The 17742-nt window shown below is 43.4% G+C and carries 20 protein-coding genes; 10 read left to right on the top strand and 10 right to left on the bottom strand.

Annotated elements, in window-relative coordinates; genetic code table 11:
- Positions 1 to 155 precede the first annotated feature (155 nt).
- The 6 genes from lolA (at position 156) to NI468_RS02945 (ending at position 5904) form a co-directional block, all read left to right on the top strand.
- Complete coding sequence (gene lolA / locus NI468_RS02970) at positions 156 to 851, top strand: outer membrane lipoprotein periplasmic chaperone LolA (RefSeq protein WP_247143053.1); 696 nt, start codon at positions 156 to 158, stop codon at positions 849 to 851.
- 169 nt (positions 852 to 1020) lie between these two features.
- The gene (locus NI468_RS02965; protein ID WP_004280637.1) at positions 1021 to 1782 is read left to right on the top strand and encodes an RsiV family protein; all 762 of its coding nucleotides are present in this window, start codon (positions 1021 to 1023) and stop codon (positions 1780 to 1782) included.
- A 100-nt stretch (positions 1783 to 1882) separates the two neighbouring features.
- On the top strand, positions 1883 to 3154 hold the full coding sequence (serS, locus tag NI468_RS02960; RefSeq protein ID WP_253099832.1) for a serine--tRNA ligase: 1272 nt from the start codon (positions 1883 to 1885) through the stop codon (positions 3152 to 3154).
- A 73-nt stretch (positions 3155 to 3227) separates the two neighbouring features.
- The gene (gene cysG / locus NI468_RS02955) at positions 3228 to 4610 is read left to right on the top strand and encodes a siroheme synthase CysG (protein ID WP_253099808.1); all 1383 of its coding nucleotides are present in this window, start codon (positions 3228 to 3230) and stop codon (positions 4608 to 4610) included.
- A 245-nt stretch (positions 4611 to 4855) separates the two neighbouring features.
- On the top strand, positions 4856 to 5332 hold the full coding sequence (locus NI468_RS02950) for a tRNA (cytidine(34)-2'-O)-methyltransferase (protein WP_253099803.1): 477 nt from the start codon (positions 4856 to 4858) through the stop codon (positions 5330 to 5332).
- 89 nt (positions 5333 to 5421) lie between these two features.
- Entirely contained in the window at positions 5422 to 5904 is a 483-nt protein-coding gene (locus NI468_RS02945; protein ID WP_338149769.1) for a hypothetical protein, read from the top strand.
- A 68-nt stretch (positions 5905 to 5972) separates the two neighbouring features.
- Here the strand turns inward: NI468_RS02945 and NI468_RS02940 are convergent, their stop codons facing one another.
- From NI468_RS02940 to rpoD, 6 genes are all read right to left on the bottom strand, one after another.
- On the bottom strand, positions 5973 to 7364 hold the full coding sequence (locus tag NI468_RS02940) for an APC family permease (protein ID WP_004280630.1): 1392 nt from the start codon (positions 7362 to 7364) through the stop codon (positions 5973 to 5975).
- Between the two features lie 267 nt (positions 7365 to 7631).
- On the bottom strand, positions 7632 to 8816 hold the full coding sequence (locus NI468_RS02935) for an iron-containing alcohol dehydrogenase (RefSeq protein WP_253099796.1): 1185 nt from the start codon (positions 8814 to 8816) through the stop codon (positions 7632 to 7634).
- Position 8817: 1 nt separating this feature from the next.
- Positions 8818 to 9351: a hypothetical protein gene (locus tag NI468_RS02930; protein ID WP_004280628.1), complete on the bottom strand. Its 534-nt coding sequence runs from the start codon at positions 9349 to 9351 to the stop codon at positions 8818 to 8820.
- A 74-nt stretch (positions 9352 to 9425) separates the two neighbouring features.
- Positions 9426 to 10085, bottom strand: coding sequence for a lipoyl(octanoyl) transferase LipB (gene lipB, locus NI468_RS02925; protein WP_253099793.1), 660 nt, complete (start codon positions 10083 to 10085; stop codon positions 9426 to 9428).
- Positions 10086 to 10235: 150 nt separating this feature from the next.
- Positions 10236 to 10523, bottom strand: a complete 288-nt coding sequence (locus NI468_RS02920; protein ID WP_004280625.1) for a YbeD family protein — start codon at positions 10521 to 10523, stop codon at positions 10236 to 10238.
- A gap of 113 nt (positions 10524 to 10636) precedes the next feature.
- Positions 10637 to 12568 (bottom strand): RNA polymerase sigma factor RpoD, encoded by a 1932-nt coding sequence (gene rpoD / locus NI468_RS02915; protein ID WP_228128822.1) that lies wholly within the window; start codon positions 12566 to 12568, stop codon positions 10637 to 10639.
- Positions 12569 to 12919: 351 nt separating this feature from the next.
- Between rpoD and NI468_RS02910 the strand changes: the two genes are divergently transcribed.
- Both NI468_RS02910 and NI468_RS02905 read left to right on the top strand, forming a co-directional pair.
- Positions 12920 to 13126, top strand: coding sequence for a PA3496 family putative envelope integrity protein (locus NI468_RS02910; RefSeq protein WP_004280622.1), 207 nt, complete (start codon positions 12920 to 12922; stop codon positions 13124 to 13126).
- 71 nt (positions 13127 to 13197) lie between these two features.
- Complete coding sequence (locus tag NI468_RS02905) at positions 13198 to 13722, top strand: YecA/YgfB family protein (protein ID WP_004280621.1); 525 nt, start codon at positions 13198 to 13200, stop codon at positions 13720 to 13722.
- 71 nt (positions 13723 to 13793) lie between these two features.
- Here NI468_RS02905 and NI468_RS02900 read toward each other — a convergent pair whose 3' ends face one another.
- From NI468_RS02900 to trhO, 4 genes are all read right to left on the bottom strand, one after another.
- On the bottom strand, positions 13794 to 14219 hold the full coding sequence (locus NI468_RS02900) for an ABZJ_00895 family protein (protein ID WP_253099790.1): 426 nt from the start codon (positions 14217 to 14219) through the stop codon (positions 13794 to 13796).
- Between the two features lie 27 nt (positions 14220 to 14246).
- Positions 14247 to 14864 (bottom strand): DedA family protein, encoded by a 618-nt coding sequence (locus NI468_RS02895; RefSeq protein ID WP_005103990.1) that lies wholly within the window; start codon positions 14862 to 14864, stop codon positions 14247 to 14249.
- Between the two features lie 87 nt (positions 14865 to 14951).
- Positions 14952 to 15230: a hypothetical protein gene (locus tag NI468_RS02890; protein ID WP_005103989.1), complete on the bottom strand. Its 279-nt coding sequence runs from the start codon at positions 15228 to 15230 to the stop codon at positions 14952 to 14954.
- 206 nt (positions 15231 to 15436) lie between these two features.
- A complete protein-coding gene (trhO, locus tag NI468_RS02885) occupies positions 15437 to 16369 on the bottom strand; it encodes an oxygen-dependent tRNA uridine(34) hydroxylase TrhO (RefSeq protein WP_004645789.1) in 933 nt (310 codons plus the stop codon).
- 189 nt (positions 16370 to 16558) lie between these two features.
- Between trhO and NI468_RS02880 the strand changes: the two genes are divergently transcribed.
- Positions 16559 to 17044 carry a DUF1289 domain-containing protein gene (locus tag NI468_RS02880; RefSeq protein ID WP_005252584.1) on the top strand — a complete coding sequence of 162 codons (486 nt, stop codon included), beginning with the start codon at positions 16559 to 16561 and terminating at the stop codon, positions 17042 to 17044.
- A gap of 45 nt (positions 17045 to 17089) precedes the next feature.
- The gene (locus NI468_RS02875; RefSeq protein WP_153566833.1) at positions 17090 to 17701 is read left to right on the top strand and encodes a LysE family translocator; all 612 of its coding nucleotides are present in this window, start codon (positions 17090 to 17092) and stop codon (positions 17699 to 17701) included.
- Positions 17702 to 17742: the final 41 nt, after the last annotated feature.

Genomic DNA, 17742 nt, shown 5'->3' with positions numbered 1-17742 from the left:
AATTGTCCTGAAATCTTCATAATGATGAACAAAAAAACCGGTTTCGAATTAATAACAATACAAAAGTTCTTATTTTCTATCATTTTAGCTTTTAATTTTCGTTTAAGATGAGCTATCAAATAAATTGCGATCACGCAAAATATAAAGGTGAAATTATGAATATGCTTCGTAAAACCGTCTGTGCTATGGCTCTGGGTGCAGTGACTTTAGCACCGGTGATGAGTACAACCGTGTTTGCTGCACCTGTGGCAGCTTCGGAGCAACAGGCAACAGCCAGTCTGGTCAAGCAACTCAATCATGTGCGTAGCATGACGGCAAATTTCGAGCAAAGCACCAAGGTGACCAATCCGAGAGCGACCCAGAAAAAAGGTTTGACTGCACAACATATGAATCAAACCTTTAAAGGGGTGATGAAAGTCGCGCGTCCAGGTAAATTCTATTGGGAAACGACCGCACCGTCGAAGCAAGTCATTGCAACCACGGGTAAAACCGTATGGATTTATGATCCGGACTTGCAGCAAGCTGTTCGTCAAAGCTTAGATGAGCAGGTTGCCAATACGCCGGCCTTATTGCTGTCAGGAAACACCAGCCAGATTATGCAGTCTTACCGGGTGACTCAGCCAAATAAAGGTAAAACCTATTACACGCTGTATCCTAAAAATACCGATGGTGTGTTTGAAAGCCTGACCATTAGCTTTGGCGCGAACAAAGCACCAAGCTTGATGATCTTGCAGGATTCATTGGGACAAACCACCAATATCAAATTTAGCAATGTAAAAGTAAATAACAGTATTCCAGCCTCTACCTTTAATTTTACCCCACCAAAAGGTACGGACATCATTGATCAATAAGCATCAATATGAACCAACTGAAAAAGCAACCTTTCGAGGTTGCTTTTTTATTGCCAATCATCGGGATTGTTTTGGACAGGCTACAAGGTTCAGCTATATCTAGACAGGAGAGCGTCTTAGAATAAATAAAAGTCGAGTCAATGAAATTGCAAAATTTTGGGAGCTCAGGATGAAGATTAATCTATTTAAAACTGCTGAAATTTACGCTGTTTTATTACTCACTGTAGGTATGTTGGGTTGTCAGCCTCAATCTAGCTCAGTGGCAACGCTGGCGCAAACAGATCGGGTTGTGCAGATTGAAGGCAAGACCGTTCCTGTGAAAGGGGCAGCCAAAGTGGTATGTGAAATAGAAGGTTGTGTACGCTTTGATCTACAAACGGTGGACAGCAATATTGACTGGATTAATCAATATTTTATTGAGCGCATTCAGCATACCGAACCTGTTGCATTCACCAAAGTTACCCAGAAAAATCCTAAAAAAGCCGATGAACCGCATTATCTGGATCAGCGCTTTATCAAAGCGGAATTTGTCGGTCAGCGTGCCCATCTGGCGACTTTTGCTTTAAAAAGTTCCAATCTGGCAAGGAATAAAAATGCTTCTCTGAAACATGTGGAATATATCAATTTTGATCTAAAACAGAACAAACGTTTGGCTTTGTCTCAACTGTTATTAAATGGCGGTGAGCAGAAACTGCTGAATGCGATGTATCGAACCAATACTCAATGGCTGAATACGCAGGGTATTCAACAACAGCAGTTAAAATTGAGTGATAACTATTATTTTGATACAACAGGTCTGGTGATGGTGTATCCGGCAGGCGAACTAGCTCCGGCAGCAGCAGGAATGCCTGAATTAAAAGTGTCATATGCGGATTTAAATGAAGTGATTCGCCCTGAATATTTAGCCATTTTGCAGCAGACAGCTTCCTAAATATTGTGCTAATAGGACGCAGCCGTGGTCTTGGTCACTGTATTTTTTAATGCTAAGAGCTTACACTATAGCCAGTTTTTTTCTTCTGCAAAGATTGATTATGATCGACCCGAAATTACTCAGAAATAATATTGAGGCTGTAAATGTAGCCTTGGCAAAACGTGGTGTTCAACTCAATGTTGAAGAGTGGGCATCCCTAGAAGCACGCCGTAAAGAGATTCAGTCCAAGACAGAAACACTGCAAGCTGAACGTAATGCCGGTGCCAAACAAGTCGGTCAAATTAAAAAAGCAGGTGGCGACGCATCTGAAATCATGACTCGCATGTCTGCGATTGGTGATGAAATCAAAGCGGCTGAAGCAGCACTGGCTGAACTGCAAGCTGAGCTTGAAGAAAAATTATTATCTATTCCAAACTTGCCAGATGAAGCTGTGCCTGAAGGTAAAGACGAAAGCGATAACGTGGAAATCCTGAAATGGGGTACACCGCGTGAATTTGATTTCGAAATCAAAGACCATACGGATCTGGGCGAAATGATGGGCGGTCTTGAATTTGAAACCGCGACCAAATTAACTGGTTCACGCTTCAGTGTATTGAAAGGTCCATTGGCGCGTTTACAACGTGCCATTACCCAGTTCATGCTAAATACGCATACTGATCAAAATGGTTATACCGAAGCCTATGTGCCTTATCTGGTCAATGCAGATTCATTGCGTGGGACTGGTCAGCTGCCTAAATTTGAAGAAGATCTGTTTAAGCTGCAGGGCGAAAAAGAGTTTTATCTGATTCCAACTGCTGAAGTGCCAGTGACGAATTTCGTACGTGATGAAATTATTGATGCAGACCGTCTGCCACTGAAATATGCAGCGCACACGCCATGTTTCCGTAGCGAAGCAGGTTCTTATGGTCGTGATACCCGCGGTTTGATCCGTCAGCACCAATTCGACAAAGTCGAAATGGTTCAAATTGTGAAGCCTGAAACTTCGATGCAAGTGCTTGAAGAATTGACTGGCCATGCTGAAGGCATCTTGCAGGCACTTGGACTTCCATATCGTAAAATTTTACTTTGTGGTGGTGACATGGGCTTTGGTGCGACCAAGACTTATGACTTGGAAGTTTGGGTACCAAGCCAAAATACTTACCGTGAAATTTCATCTTGTTCAAACATGGGTGATTTCCAGGCGCGTCGTATGAAAGCGCGTTACCGTGCTGATCAGAAGAAAACTGAATTTGTACATACCTTGAATGGTTCAGGTCTGGCAGTGGGTCGTACTTTACTTGCAGTGATGGAAAACTATCAGCGCGCCGATGGCTCGATTGAGATTCCTGAAGTATTACGTCCATATATGGGTGGTGCGACTTATGTCGACTAATTGTCGATCTCAGCATCCCTAAATGTGCATGAAAATTGCATAGACAGTCAGATTTATAATTTTGAGGTAGTTCGTGGATATTTTTCCAATCTCGTTAAAGTTGCAACAGCAACCTTGTCTGATTGTCGGTGGTGGACATATTGCATACCGTAAAGCACTTTTACTTCAAAAAGCAGGTGCGATCATTCATGTGATTGCGCCTGAAATTGAAGAGAGTCTGTTGAGAATTGTGCAAAATAGCCAAGGACAATATGTGCAGGCGGCTTTTCATCCTGAAGTTGCGTTACGTCCATATCGACTGGTTATTGCAGCGACTGACGATGCAGAGACCAATCGTCAGGTCTTTGAACTGTGTGAAGCGGAAAATGTCCTGGTCAATAGCGTTGATGATCCGCCGCATTGCCGGTTTATGGTGCCTGCGATTATTGACCGTTCGCCCTTGGTCATTTCGGTGGCATCGAATGGCACGTCGCCCGTATTGTCGCGGCAGATCCGTACTCAGTTAGAAGCCGCTATTCCACATGGTATGGGCAAGTTGGCCGAGTTTTCAGGAAAATGGCGCAGTGCGGTTAAGGCTAAAATTGTCAATCCGGATGAACGCCGTATTTTCTGGGAAGATTTATATGCCAGTCCGCTAAAAGAACAGGTGTTCAACGACAATATCGCGGAAGCAGATAGCCTGATCGAGCAGGCCTTACAGGAATGGCAACAGCCGAAAGGTGAAGTCTACTTGGTCGGTGCGGGTCCTGGTGATCCAGAATTGTTGACCTTAAAAGCCTTGCGTTTGATGCAGCAAGCCGATGTGGTGATTTACGACCGACTGGTTTCAGCGCCAATTATGGAGCTGTGCCGACGCGATGCGGAAAAGATCTATGTCGGTAAGGCACGTTCCAATCATGCGGTTCCGCAAGATGGGATTAATGCCTTATTGGTGAAATATGCCAGTGAAGGAAAGCGGGTTTGTCGTCTGAAAGGCGGTGACCCATTTATCTTCGGGCGTGGCGGTGAAGAGATTGAAGAGCTATTTGCTGCTGGGATTACTTTCCAAGTGGTTCCAGGGATTACTGCAGCTTCAGGATGTTCAGCCTATGCTGGTATTCCATTAACCCATCGTGATTATGCGCAAAGTGTGCGTTTTCTGACAGGTCACTTAAAAGAAGGTTCGCCAGAATTGCCTTGGAGTGAGTTAGTCTATGAAAACCAGACCTTGGTGCTTTATATGGGGCTGGTTGGGCTGGAGAAAATCTGTGCAGAATTAATCGCTCATGGTCAGCGAGCCGACATGCCAGTGGCCTTGGTTTCTAAAGGTACGACGCCTGAACAGAAAGTCTTAGTAGGAACGCTTGCAGATATTGCATCCAAAGTGTCCGAACATCAGATTCAGGCACCGACTTTGACCATTATTGGTGAAGTCGTACGCTTACGTGAACAATTGCAATGGCATGAGCGAGGATAAGCAAAGCACTGCTTTGTCCGAGCGCAAGACGAAGGCTGTGCCTGAAGTAAGAGGATAAGCAAAGCGCTGCTTTGTCCGAGCGCAAGACGAAGGCTGTGCCTGAAGTAAGAGGATAAGCAAAGCGCTGCTTTGCCCCGAGCGCAAGACGAAGGCTAGGCCTGAAGTAAGAGGATAAGCAAAGCACTGCTTTGCCCGAGCGCAAGATGAGTGTCGTGTCTGAATTAAATATATTGAGTGAGTAAGCTGTGATCCACGTTGTTTTATATGAGCCTGAAATTCCTGCAAATACAGGCAATATCATTCGTCTGTGTGCCAATACCGGAGCACAGTTGCATCTGGTCAAACCGCTGGGTTTTGAACTGGATGACAAAAAGCTAAAACGTGCCGGTCTGGATTATCACGAATATGCCAATATGCAGATTTGGGAAAATATCGAAGACTGTCTGGCTGATCTGGCAAGTAAAGGCATTGGTCTGGATGCAATCTATCCATTGACCACCAAAGGTTCTGAAACACCGCATACTTCGGATTTAAACCGTCCGGTAGCTTTATTAATGGGTCCGGAAACTCGTGGTCTGCCTGAACATGTTCGTCTGATGTTTCTACAAAAGCACTGGATTCGTTTACCGATGGCAGAAAACTCCCGAAGTTTGAACCTGTCGAATGCCACTGCAGTAATTGTCTATGAAGCTTGGCGTCAGCAAGGTTTTAAAACGCTTTAAGCTGAAATTTGTGATGATTGTAAAAGCTGCCTTTGGGTGGCTTTTTTATTTTGTGTAACAGATAGATAAACTGCTTTTCACTTCATTGTATGCTTGAGTCTATAACTTCATCAAATATAACAAAAGGTACAGCCTTGAAGCCTCTATTAAAACTTGTCATCGCATGTTGCCTTGGAACTATTGCGGCTTCCATCAGTGCGGAAGAGAGCAGTGCTGCCACATCGGCAACAAAGGAAATTCAACCCATTACTCAAGCGGAAATACAGCAGGGCTTGCTCAACATGCAAAAACGCTTAGATACACGTATCGAAAAATGGGGGCAGAGCCTGAATTCAGATGATTTTCAATGGACCTGGCGGGGGCGTAAATTAAAGCCCGCCAAGCGTGAGGAAGTCTGTGATATTTTTCAGGATGTCGTCGATGAAATGTATCAACTGGCTATCAAAAATAGAGCCCGTTTAGGTCCGGAAGAGCAAAAGTTATTGTCTAATCGCAGTCTGTTTATTGAGAAACTGGGTTATGAAAATAATCGGGTCAATACCCAGATGGGTTTTGATTGCTATCTGTATTAGTAAAATCAAAACATGACAGACATAAAAAAGGCGCATGAAGCGCCTTTTTTATTTGAATTGGAACGATATTATTTATCATCAAATTCATTGTGCTGAGGAGCAGGGTGCTTGAAGCCTTTGGTTTTATAGCCCAAGTACAGGATACCGCCAAATGCCCAGATCAGACCATATTTAAGCGAAGCTTCATCGACTTCTAGCCACAATGCAAATACTGAAATGAAGCCAAGTAAAGGAACAACGACAAAGTTCATGATCTCTTTAGCACTCTTGGTGCGACCATCACGTAATGCATAACGTGAAATCACCGACAAGTTGACGAAACTGAATGCAGTCAAGGCACCAAAGCTGATCAACGATACAACAAAATCAAGATCCATAAAGCCAGCAGTTAAAGCCACTGCACCAGCGATTAGGATGTTGTATGAAGGTGTATAGTTTTTCGGGCTAATATGACCGAAGATCTTCTTGTTGATTACGCCATCACGACCCATCACGTACATCAGACGTGATACACCCGCATGCGCTGAAATACCAGAAGCCATAACTGTCACAATCGCGAAGTAAAGTACAACTGTCTTAAACGCCACGCCACCGACAGCTTGTAAAATATCAGGCTGTGTTGCAGCGATATCTTCAAAGTAAGTTTTTGGATCATTCGGGAAGAAGATCTGCATGAAGTAAGTACTGATGATGAAGATGATACCTGCCAATAATGCAGTCAAGAAAATCGCTTTAGGTAAGGTTTTCTCGGTATCTTTGGTTTCTTCAGCAAGAGAACTTAAGGAGTCAAAACCTGTAAATGAGAAGCACAGTAAGGTTGCACCGGTAATCAGGGCAGCAACAGAAGTAAACTCATTCCAGAATGGCTCTAAACTCCACAGTTGATATTTTGCATCGACCAGTGTGCCGTCTGCATTTACGCCACCTTCCAAAAGTTGGTAAACCATCCAGGTGAAGTATGCAATGACGCCCAATTGTACGAATACAATCATACTGTTGAAGTTGGCAACAAATCTCGCACCACGAAGGTTAATCGCAGTCATAAAGGCGGTTAAACCAATGACCCAAACCCAATGGTTCATATCTGGGAAAAGTGCTTCCAGATAAATTACCGCCAGAATGATATTGACCATTGGCGATAACAGGTAATCCAGCAAGGATGACCAACCCACCATGAAACCTACGTTCGGGTGGATGGATTTTTGCGCATAGGTATAGGCCGAACCCGAAGAAGGGTAGCGACGAATCATATGACCATAGCTCAAGGAGGTTAACAAAATTGCAATCAGTGCAAAAATGTAAGAGGTAGGAACGTGGAAGTTACTTTCTTCAGATACCAGACCAAATGTATCAAACAAGGTCATGGGTTGAATATAAGCTAAACCAATAATAATGATGTGCCAGAGTCCCAGCGTTTTTTGCAGTTTAGCTGCCGATTGAGTCCCAGAGATATTAGTCAACGGCGTTATCCTCTTAATCGTTGATCAAGGATCAGTCATATTTATAAGGATCGTTTGAGACGAACGATCCCCCCTACAGTTTTCTATAAAAGTCCGCCAATCTACTTGAAAAGAACGGCTTTTGCTAGCTATTTTTTTGACTTTTGTCCTGCATAAAATGTGCCATTCAAAAAAAGAAATCGAATTTTTTCTTATGCAAGATAAAAGCCTGATGTTTAAAAAAACATCAGGCTAGAATTTCGGCTATATTGGCTTATTTTTCAGTAATTACCAAGCCTTTTTTAAGATAGATTTTAAATCTTCCAGGGTGGCTTCTTTCGGGTTATAAATGATGGAACCATCATTCAGGGCTTTCTCTGCCACTTCATCGAGCTGGGCTTCAGAAATCTTACCGGTTTCACGTAATGTGCGTGGTAATTTGGTCAGACTGTAAATCCGGTCACGCATGGTCAGAATCGTCGCAATGGTTTTGTCAGCACGTAGATGCGCTGGCGTTTGTGCATAAATATCGGCACCCGCCAAAGGCAGGAGCAAATCTGCGATTTTGTCACCATTGACCTCTTTGTTGTATTCCAGCACATAAGGCAGGAATAAGTTCATGCATAAACCATGCGGCAGGTGTAGCACTGCACCCAATGAGTGCCCCAGTGAATGGACAATACCGACCATGGAGTTAGAAAATGCAATTCCCGCCATGGTCGATGCCTGTGCCAGTTCCAGACGGCCTTGTGCATCGGAAGGGTTGTCCAGTACGTTAAATAAGTGGGTACTGATCTTTTTGACTGCTGCAGTCGCATAAGCATCCGAAATCGGATTGGCTGCCATGCAGGTATAAGCTTCGACCGCATGAGTCATAGCATCCATTGCGGTCATGGCGGTTAAATGCGGCGGCAAGGTCTGGGTCATGCGGGGATCCAGAATTGCAGCATGCGGCATCAGATAATAAGAGGCGAACGGCATTTTGACGTTCTTTTCAGTGTCCGACACGACAGCGACCATGGTCACTTCTGAACCTGTACCAGACGTGGTTGGAATCACAAAGAACGGTTTCAGCGGCTTAGGAAGGTTATGTGCACCTGAATATTTCAGCAGGTCATCACCGCCTTCAGAGACCAGAATATTGGTTGCCTTAGAGGTATCAATGACTGAACCACCGCCCACAGCAATGATCGCATCACAATGATTTTCGCGATACAGTTTTGCTGCACTGCGTACTGTACCCAAGCTAGAGTCGGGTGGGACGTCATCAAAAATGGCGACAATTGCCGCATCCGCCATTTCAAATGCAGCTTCAATTGGTGCCAGCAGGTTGTTGGCGCGTACACCTTTGTCGGTAATGATCAGCGGACGTTTGGCCCCCAAAGTCGCAAGTTCAAACGGAATATGTTCTAACGCGGCATGACCGGCAATCACTTTGACCGGACAGAAAAATTCATAATAAGGTTTAGCCATGTTATACACTCCGTTTCAAATAGGATTGAGCGATTTTCAGATAAATACTGCTCGCTTCGCTTAGTTTTTCTTTTAGGCTCAGATTGCTTGGATATTCTTTAACTGCCAGTTGTGCCACCATTTTCGGCAAAATCAGTGCTTCCATTTTATTCAGGCAACGTACCAGACGAATGGCATTGGAAATATCGCCATCAGCAATCATACGGTCATGGGCAAAAGCCTGTGAGGTGCTTTCCTGAAAAGAAAACACCAAAAAGGCATGGTGCAGATGTTTAAAGGTAATGATCAAATCAGGTGCTTTTTCCAGATTTTTGACCAGTTCCAGTTGTTTGTCCTCAGTGACCCGCGCCACAAAGGCCGGGCCATGTGGAAAGACTTTCATGGAAAGAGTAAAATTTTCTGGAAAATGGGCCACTTCCTGTTTGATTTCTTTATCCACCTGACTTGCCATGACCAGACCTCGGCCAATCACATCCATCATGAGTTTGACATAGGCAAGCTGCAAAGCGGGTTTTACGGATTTAGTCGCAATCACGTGATGATCCCTATCTCAATATTATTAGTTTAGAGTAAATACTCTAATTTATTTGGGGTTGAAATGCAAAGGCTTTATCTTTGCTCGACAGTTATTTGCTTAAAGTACCCGCTGTGGCGCAAAGTTTCAATAATTTCAGTGCACAACTGGCTGAATTGAGGCGGTTGTTCGAGCAGGTCAATCATGCGCACCATTTCCAGTCCTGCATAGCCACAAGGGTTAATGGTATTGAATCCGCTCAGATCACAATCTAGATTTAAAGACAGACCATGGTAGCTACGGCCTTTACGAATTTTAAAACCGAGTGAGCCAATTTTTCGCTCAGACACATATACCCCGGGTGCATCCGGTTTGGCATAGGCATCAATGCCATATTTTTTCAGCAAGTCAATCATTAGGTTTTCAGCATAAGACACCAGCGTGCGCACATTCCAGCCCAGACGATTCAGGTCAAACATGAAGTAAGCCACCAATTGACCGGGACCATGCCAGGTCACCTGACCACCACGATCGGTCTGAATCACCGGGATATTGCTCGGTATTAGAATATGTTCCGGTTTTCCTGCCTGACCTTGAGTGAGTACATCCTGATGTTGCAAAATCCACAATTGATCCGGGCTATGTTCATCACGGGTTTCCGTAAATGTTTTCATTTCCAGAAAACGATCTTCATAAGGTGTGAGGTCGTGATATTGACGAATGATCAGCTCGGGCTTTTGCAGCACATCAGTCACAGGGAGTGTCCTTAGTAATTATAAAAACTGATCATAATTATAATGGCTTCGGCATGAAATAGGGGCGAGATCTGCAATATTTAAGCGCTAGCTCAGTCATTGTACAGGCATAAAAAAACACGCCCGGAAGCGTGTCTTTTGTATTTTCGATTACAATGCAGTTTTAATCAGCGGGCAGGCGGCCAAATCTGCATACACTGCATGCACCTGTTCCAGCTCCAGAAAGCGCAGTTGTGCGGTAATGGAGTGATATTTGCCAGTACGTGATGGTGTAATACTTACGCTATCACCTTCAAAATCTGGAAAATGTTTTAGAAAAATGTCGATGACAGCGTGACGCAATTCATCGCCCGCAAGGCCAATCAGTTTAATCGGATAATCCATAGGGAAAACCCAAAGATGTTCTTGAAGTTCACGAGATGGTGTACGGTCTAACATGGTAGTCCCCCTAATTTTAAACGCCTGCAATCATGCAGGCGTTTGGGTCTGTCTTGGCTACTTAAATGGAGACTGATGATCAAATTTCAAGTCTCCACATCAAGTATCAAATCTTAATCATTCTCAAGGAATGAACGTAAGTGTTCTGAACGCGATGGATGGCGAAGTTTACGCAGTGCTTTGGCTTCAATCTGACGAATACGTTCACGTGTTACGTCAAACTGTTTGCCCACTTCTTCCAAAGTATGGTCGGTCGGCATGTCGATACCAAAACGCATTTTCAGGACTTTGGCTTCACGTTCAGTCAGGTTTTCCAGAACTTCACGTGTTGCTTCTTTCAGGCCTTCAGACGTTGCAGCATCAATTGGTGACGTGATGTTGCTGTCTTCAATGAAATCACCCAGATGCGAATCTTCATCATCACCGATCGGTGTTTCCATCGAAATCGGTTCTTTGGCGATTTTCAGTACTTTACGTACTTTAACTTCGTCCATTTCCAGACGTTCGCCCAGTTCTTCAGGCGTCGGTTCACGCCCCATTTCCTGTAGAAGCTGACGAGATACACGGTTGATCTTGTTGATCGTTTCAATCATGTGTACCGGAATACGAATGGTACGTGCCTGATCCGCAATCGAACGTGTGATTGCCTGACGAATCCACCAAGTCGCATAAGTCGAGAATTTATAACCACGACGGTATTCAAACTTGTCTACGGCTTTCATCAGACCGATGTTACCTTCCTGAATCAGATCCAGGAATTGCAAGCCACGGTTGGTATATTTCTTCGCAATCGAAATTACCAGACGCAAGTTCGCTTCAACCATTTCTTTCTTGGCACGACGTGCTTTGGCTTCACCGACGGCCATACGTTTGGCAATGTCTTTAATGCCTTTTACATCAAGGCCAAGCTCTTTCTCGATATCGGCAATTTTTTGCTGGAAGGCCAATACGTCTGGACGTACTTTTTCCAGATAAGCTTTCTGGTCTGCAGGTGTTTTTGCGATCTGCTCATCTAACCAGGCTGGATTCGATTCTTGGCCCGGGAAGCTGGTACGGAACTGGGTGCGATCCATACGGCCACGACGTACTGCATAACGCATCACTTCACGTTCTGCACCACGAATTTGATCATGGGTACCACGAATCATTTCAGAAATGATATCAAATAGACGCGGGGTAAATTTGAACATCATGAATACAGTTGCAAGTGCCTGCAAAGCTTCTTCAGCCTGTTTGCTGTCACGACCATGTTTTTCAATAGTTGCTTTGGTATTCAGCCACGCATTTTCCAGTTCAGTAAAACGCGCTTTAGCAATTTCAGGATCTGGACCAGAATCTGCTTCTGATTCATCATCAGAATCTGCTTCTTCTTCCTCTTCATCATCGTCCAGTTTTACATCTTTGGTCGATTTTTTCGAGTCAGTCTCATCTTCAGCCAGAACAACTTCTTCTAGAACTTCAGGAATTTCTTCATCTGATTCAGGATCTAAATAACCTGATAAAAGGTCAGCAAGACGGCGTTCGCCCGCCTCATAATCTTTGTATTCTTGCAGTACCACTTCTACCGCATTCGGCCAGTAAGCAATCGAGTGCAAAACATCACGAATACCTTCTTCGATGCGTTTTGCGATGCTGATTTCGCCTTCACGAGTCAGAAGTTCTACTGTACCCATTTCACGCATATACATACGTACAGGGTCAGTGGTACGACCTGGCTCGTTTTCTACCGATGCAAGTACGGCTGCAGCTTCTTCTTCTGCAACTTCATCCGCCGCTTCTGCAGTATCTTCGAACATCGTATCATCAGATTCAGGCGCGCGATCATGTACCGGAATACCGACGTCATTCAGCATCTGAATGATATCTTCAATCTGCTCGCTTTCTGTGATGGAGTCCGGCAGATGATCGTTAACCTCAGCGAAGGTTAAATAACCTTGTTCTTTGCCTCGGCTAATCAGAGCCGCTACTTGAGAAGTAGGGGAAGTCATATCGCTCATCTTTTGCTTACTCTTCGTTGAATCTGTGGCAGTAAAAAACCGTACAATGCTGCACGATTTAAGCTCGTTAAATTTAGTGAATAGCCTATATATTTCATCAGAGAATTCAGCATGAAAGCTGTCTGATAAAATATTTAAAATGAAATTCAGTAATTTAAGATGGGGGTGAATTTGTTGTTTTCAAGTTCATCCCATGCGTGTCTGTTTATGACTCAAAAAAGGAGAATCAAAAAACATAAGGACGCAGGGTGGATTATATCATGGCACACAATTGAGACAGAAAAAACCCCTAATTACAAATTAAAAATACGAAAATCCAAATAAAACTTGACTTGTTATTTTAGGCACGATAAATAGCGCTTAAATCCTTTTACATTTTTCACTCATGAGGAAGTTTTAGTGTCTTCTACAGATTTTGAACTAGATGATAACTTCGGTGAAGATGATGTTAATTTCGATGAGGCTTCTAGCAAGCTCAGTGCTAAAGAGTCGTTGGAAAAACGTCGTCTGATCGATGATCTGCTGACCCAACGTCGTTTAGAGCGCGAACTCAAAGATTTTGACTATGACTTCGACGATGACGACGATTTTGACGACGAAGATTAACGAATTCGGATTTAGCATAGCCTGAATAAATGCTATGCTAAACCTTTCGGTTTTCTAAGTTTGGATGTTAGATGAGTGCTTTAGATTTAGACCTGTTGAGTGAATATCTAGATGGTGACCAAAATGAACATGGTCTAGATTTCGCGGCAACCCATGGTTTCTTATGTGCTATTGCAGTAGGCCCAAAATTCGACAAATGGTTAGACGAACTTTTTGATAGTAATCAAAAGAAAGTGCCTGCAGAAATCATCACTCAGGTGCAAGCATGGTTAGAGTCTATTCGTCAAAGCTTAGCCAATGAAGAAGGGATTACGTTCCCGTTTGAAATTGAAGAAGCAGATACTGAATCAAGCTTGGGTGACTGGAGTGTGGGCTTTGTAGATGCCATGTTCCTGAACGAAGACGCTTGGTTTACTGAAGAATTTGAAGAACAACTGGTGGATTTAACCCTGCCAATCATGGTCTTCAGTGGCATCGATGATGAAGATCCACAAATGGAAACTTTCCGTCGCAATGGTCAGTTAATGGACGAGCTTGCAGAAGAAATTCCAGAAAACTTAAATGAATTGTATCTGATGTATCACACTCCAGAATAATTCATAAAAAAAGCACCGCAGGGTGCTTTTTTTAGCTTTGGCCTTTTTGCATCTTTGAGATTTACTCGATCCTATTTTCTTTCCATGCCTGTACGCTTCGCCAGACTGTAGCGCGTATAAGCATTGTAGGCGATATGGAACAGCAAAGCATGTAAGGCAATGCTGGCAGCCACCAGAAATGAATTTGTTCCTCTTCCTGTATAGGTGATGGTTCTATAAATTTCATCTGTCTGCGGGTTCATCCAGATGACCACAACTAAAAAGATAAACCCGAATGTCATGGCAATGATGGTGGAGCCCCAGACCAGTTTGCTTTTCTCTTCCTGAGTCGGCAAACGAAGTTCTTTCTTAACAAAGTATCGGGCACTGAGAAAGGCAGAAGCAATCAGGGCAGGAATCAGCAGAATGGCGCCCAGATTGAATACATAGATGAATATGCCTACCAATAGAACCAAGGTCAGATAAACGGTGGCAAAATATTTAAGATAATGCGACATCGTTTTAATCTCCTTAAGGGATCTTCCTCAGGATGGACGATTTTTACGCTGCTGTCTACGGTAGAAAATCCAGATAATAATTACCGCAACAATGGCAATAATCACATAACTGACTTTACTGAAAATTTGCTGCATCAACTGCTGGTTTTCGCCAAAATAAAATCCGACACAGGCCAAAAATGTAGTCCAGATGATGGTTCCAAGTGCGCTATAGAACATAAATTTCCAGAAGGGCATATGACTCATGCCGGCAGGAATGCTGATCAGCGAGCGGACGGCAGGAATCATGCGGCCAAAAAACACAATCCGGTGACCATAATGCTCAAACCAACTGAGTGATTTTTTCACATCCTCTGATTTAATAAATAAATATTTGCCATAACGATCGACAAATTTAAAAATAGAATCATGGTTAAATTTATAGCCAATCCAGTATAGCAAGGCGGCTGCTAGTAGAGAGCCGATACAGCCGGACATGATGACCCCGAAGAGTATTAACTCGCCCTGAGAGGCGGAATAGCCCGCGGAAGGCATAATAATTTCGGAAGGGATTGGCGGGAAGACATTATCCAGGAACATGAGCAGGGCAATGCCCCAGTAGCCCAGTTGCTCCATGACGGAAATAATCCATTCGGTCAGATTCATATGATTGGCAAAATAAAAAATACTGCCTGTATCCTAAGCAGTATTTTTTGTGCGGTAAAGTCTTGGAATATAAATGATCAGACAGAATCAGCTATGTGTCAGGGTATAAATATAAACTTTACGTAAGAAATAGGCCAAGCAGATCGGCAAAATACTCAACAGGATAAAATGCATGATGCTGGTATTGATATGGTAACCAATGAACAGCGCCAAGATTGCGCCAATAATGGTTCCCAAGATAACTACGAACAGATGTGACTGCTGTTCAAGCTCTTCAGAAATTTGATGAAGTCGTTGCAGCTTTATATTTTCTTTTGGTTGAAATTGAACCAGATTGTCTGAATCTCGAGCAAGTGAGCCTGCCATTTTATATTCCTTTTCAAGTAAAAATTTCAGTTAATAATGAAAGACTTAGCTTGTAAATCACCGTATCACTAGACTAACAATCTTGTTTGGAAAAAAATGAGGTTCTTGGTAAGGAATTGGTAAGAGTTTTATTACTGTTGTGATTTTTATGTAAACAAAAAACCCTCCGAAGAGGGTTTTTATATATTTCATTACAAAAGGCCAAATTAGAGGCGTTTGCGTTTTGCTGCTAAAATTTGTGATTGTCGCATACGGAAACCTTCTTTTTGTTTCTCCGAGGTTTTGTCAATACAGTACACACAAGAGACACCATGTTCATAACTTGGGAGGGCAACTTCTTCTGGAAGTAAAGGCCAGCCACACGCATGACACTTGGTGTTTTGGCCTTCTTCAACACCGTGCGTTACGGCAGTACGACCATCAAACACGAAGCATTCACCTTCCCACATGCTTTCTTCAGCCGGGGTTTCTTCCAGGTATTTTAAAATGCCGCCTTTCAGGTGATACACTTCGGTAAAACCTTCTTGTAGAAGAAGTGAAGTGGATTTTTCACAACGAATACCGCCAGTACAGAACATGGCAATTTTCTTGTCTTTGTGCTGTTCCAGATTATTTTTCACGTATTCAGGGAATTCGCGGAAGCTTTCAGTTTTCGGGTCAATTGCCCCTTTGAAAGTACCGGCTTTATATTCGTAATCGTTACGGGTATCAACCAGAATCACGTCATCACGTGCAATCAGTTCGTTCCATTCTTTTGGATCAAGATAGTGACCGACTAAATCACGCGGTTTCACTTCCACGCCTAAAGTCACGATTTCTTTTTTTAATTTAATTTTCATTTTACGGAATGGTTTTTCAGAACTGTCAGATTCTTTGTATTCCATTTCGTTAAAACCTTCATTCAGAAGGAACTGGTGAATTTGATCAATCGATGCACGGTCGCCTGCAACCGTACCGTTAATGCCTTCACCTGCCACAATTAGAGTACCGCAAAGGTTGATGGATTTTACCAGGTCCAGAAGACGTTGCTGAAGATCGGCAGGATCTTGAACTTCTTTGAATTGATAAAGTGCGGCAACAACCCAACCAGTCGTCGCTTGCTGTTCTACAGGTGCAAGCTGTTCTACAGTAGCGTTCATGGAATACTCCAACGTAGCATGATAATTTGAAAGGCGCATATTTTAGCTTGATTCGAGTGAATAAGCGAGTAAAACGCAAGTCTTTTAACAGGCTTCAATTCATGAGGGAGAGCGTGTATAGTCATGCCCGACCCAGGATTTTGTGCAGTGATGCAGATACTGAAAGTTGCAGTATCTTTGGAGTGTGTTTTGAGTTCAGATCGTCGTATTGCGTCTTTAACCCCATGTGCAGGGCGTTGTTCGACCGTATTTGGTGATGCGGTATGTCGTGGTTGCCGCCGTTTTAATCATGAAGTGATTCACTGGAATACGTATAGTGCCGAGCAGCATCGAGCTGTGTGGCAACGCCTGGATGCACAGCTGGATCAGATTCTGGTGCCGCTGTTACCGCATGCCGATCTTGTCAAAGTGCAGGCCTTTGTGCTGTCGAAACGGGTGCGTTTGCGTGATGATGCTTCCAAAGGGCGCAAGTTGTATCATGCTTTAAAGTTGTGTGAAAAAAATCGGCATTTTACCGACGATAGTGGTTTGGGCATCCATTATAAGCAGGTGCGTCCGTTGTGGGATGAGTTTGAGCGCCGGATCTTGGCCTTGGCTACTGCCAGTTATGATCTGGCTTTTCTGCGGGCAGACGGTATCAGTCAGCATCTGATTCATATACAAGAGGAGGACTAAGTCCTCTTTTTTTATGCATAAAAATAACAATAGCTGAGGGGTGGCATGAATATTAGTGAATATTTTTTATATTGTCTGGCTGTTGTGGTGATGATCGCTACACCTGGCCCAGTGATGTTGCTGGTTGCTAGCGCCGGTTTAAAAGGTGGCTATACGGCAGCTTTAAGAACCATTTTTGGTACCAATTTTGCCTCCCTAGTTTTAATTGCTTTATCTATATTAAGTTTGAAAGGTTTGCTGGTTATCAATGCGCAATGGCTAGATACGATCAAGTTATTGGGCTGTTTATATATTGGCTATCTAGGCTGGCAGATTTTCCGTGAAGTTATTTTTAAGCAGCAGGAGCAAGCTCAGGAGAATCTAGTTCCTGTGCATGGTGGTTTTCGACAAGGTTTTTTGGTTGGTATTTCTAATCCGAAGGACATTATTTTCTTTGCGGCTTTTTTCCCGCAGTTTATCGGGATTACTCCTGATCTTGATTTAAGTTTAATTATTTTGACTTTGAGCTGGATTCTCCTGGATTTTCTGACTTTGTCTGTGGTGTATTTGGGTTTCAACCACTTATCCCATTCTCGACTCTATCCACATTTGCTGGCATTGTGCGGCATGATTCTGCTCATGATTGCAGGGTACGGAATTTATCAAATCCTGATTTAAAAATGTACAGCATACTTGAACTGTTCCTGCCTGGCATATCC

It is taken from the genome of Acinetobacter lwoffii (assembly GCF_024129355.1).
Lineage (GTDB): Bacteria > Pseudomonadota > Gammaproteobacteria > Pseudomonadales > Moraxellaceae > Acinetobacter > Acinetobacter lwoffii_I.
Note: the sequence above shows the minus strand (reverse complement) of the source record. Positions and strands in the feature narration are given on the sequence as shown.

What these genes read in the sequence shown, in the direction of transcription:
- NI468_RS02905 (WP_004280621.1), top strand. Translation starts at nt 13,198, where the DNA reads ATGAGTGCTTTAGATTTAGACCTGTTGAGTGAATATCTAGATGGTGAC.
- NI468_RS02920 (WP_004280625.1), bottom strand. Translation starts at nt 10,523, where the DNA reads ATGTTAGACCGTACACCATCTCGTGAACTTCAAGAACATCTTTGGGTT.
- NI468_RS02945 (WP_338149769.1), top strand. Translation starts at nt 5,422, where the DNA reads ATGCTTGAGTCTATAACTTCATCAAATATAACAAAAGGTACAGCCTTG.
- NI468_RS02900 (WP_253099790.1), bottom strand. Translation starts at nt 14,219, where the DNA reads ATGTCGCATTATCTTAAATATTTTGCCACCGTTTATCTGACCTTGGTT.
- NI468_RS02895 (WP_005103990.1), bottom strand. Translation starts at nt 14,864, where the DNA reads ATGAATCTGACCGAATGGATTATTTCCGTCATGGAGCAACTGGGCTAC.
- NI468_RS02935 (WP_253099796.1), bottom strand. Translation starts at nt 8,816, where the DNA reads ATGGCTAAACCTTATTATGAATTTTTCTGTCCGGTCAAAGTGATTGCC.
- NI468_RS02875 (WP_153566833.1), top strand. Translation starts at nt 17,090, where the DNA reads ATGAATATTAGTGAATATTTTTTATATTGTCTGGCTGTTGTGGTGATG.
- lolA (WP_247143053.1), top strand. Translation starts at nt 156, where the DNA reads ATGAATATGCTTCGTAAAACCGTCTGTGCTATGGCTCTGGGTGCAGTG.
- NI468_RS02965 (WP_004280637.1), top strand. Translation starts at nt 1,021, where the DNA reads ATGAAGATTAATCTATTTAAAACTGCTGAAATTTACGCTGTTTTATTA.
- trhO (WP_004645789.1), bottom strand. Translation starts at nt 16,369, where the DNA reads ATGAACGCTACTGTAGAACAGCTTGCACCTGTAGAACAGCAAGCGACG.
- NI468_RS02890 (WP_005103989.1), bottom strand. Translation starts at nt 15,230, where the DNA reads ATGGCAGGCTCACTTGCTCGAGATTCAGACAATCTGGTTCAATTTCAA.
- serS (WP_253099832.1), top strand. Translation starts at nt 1,883, where the DNA reads ATGATCGACCCGAAATTACTCAGAAATAATATTGAGGCTGTAAATGTA.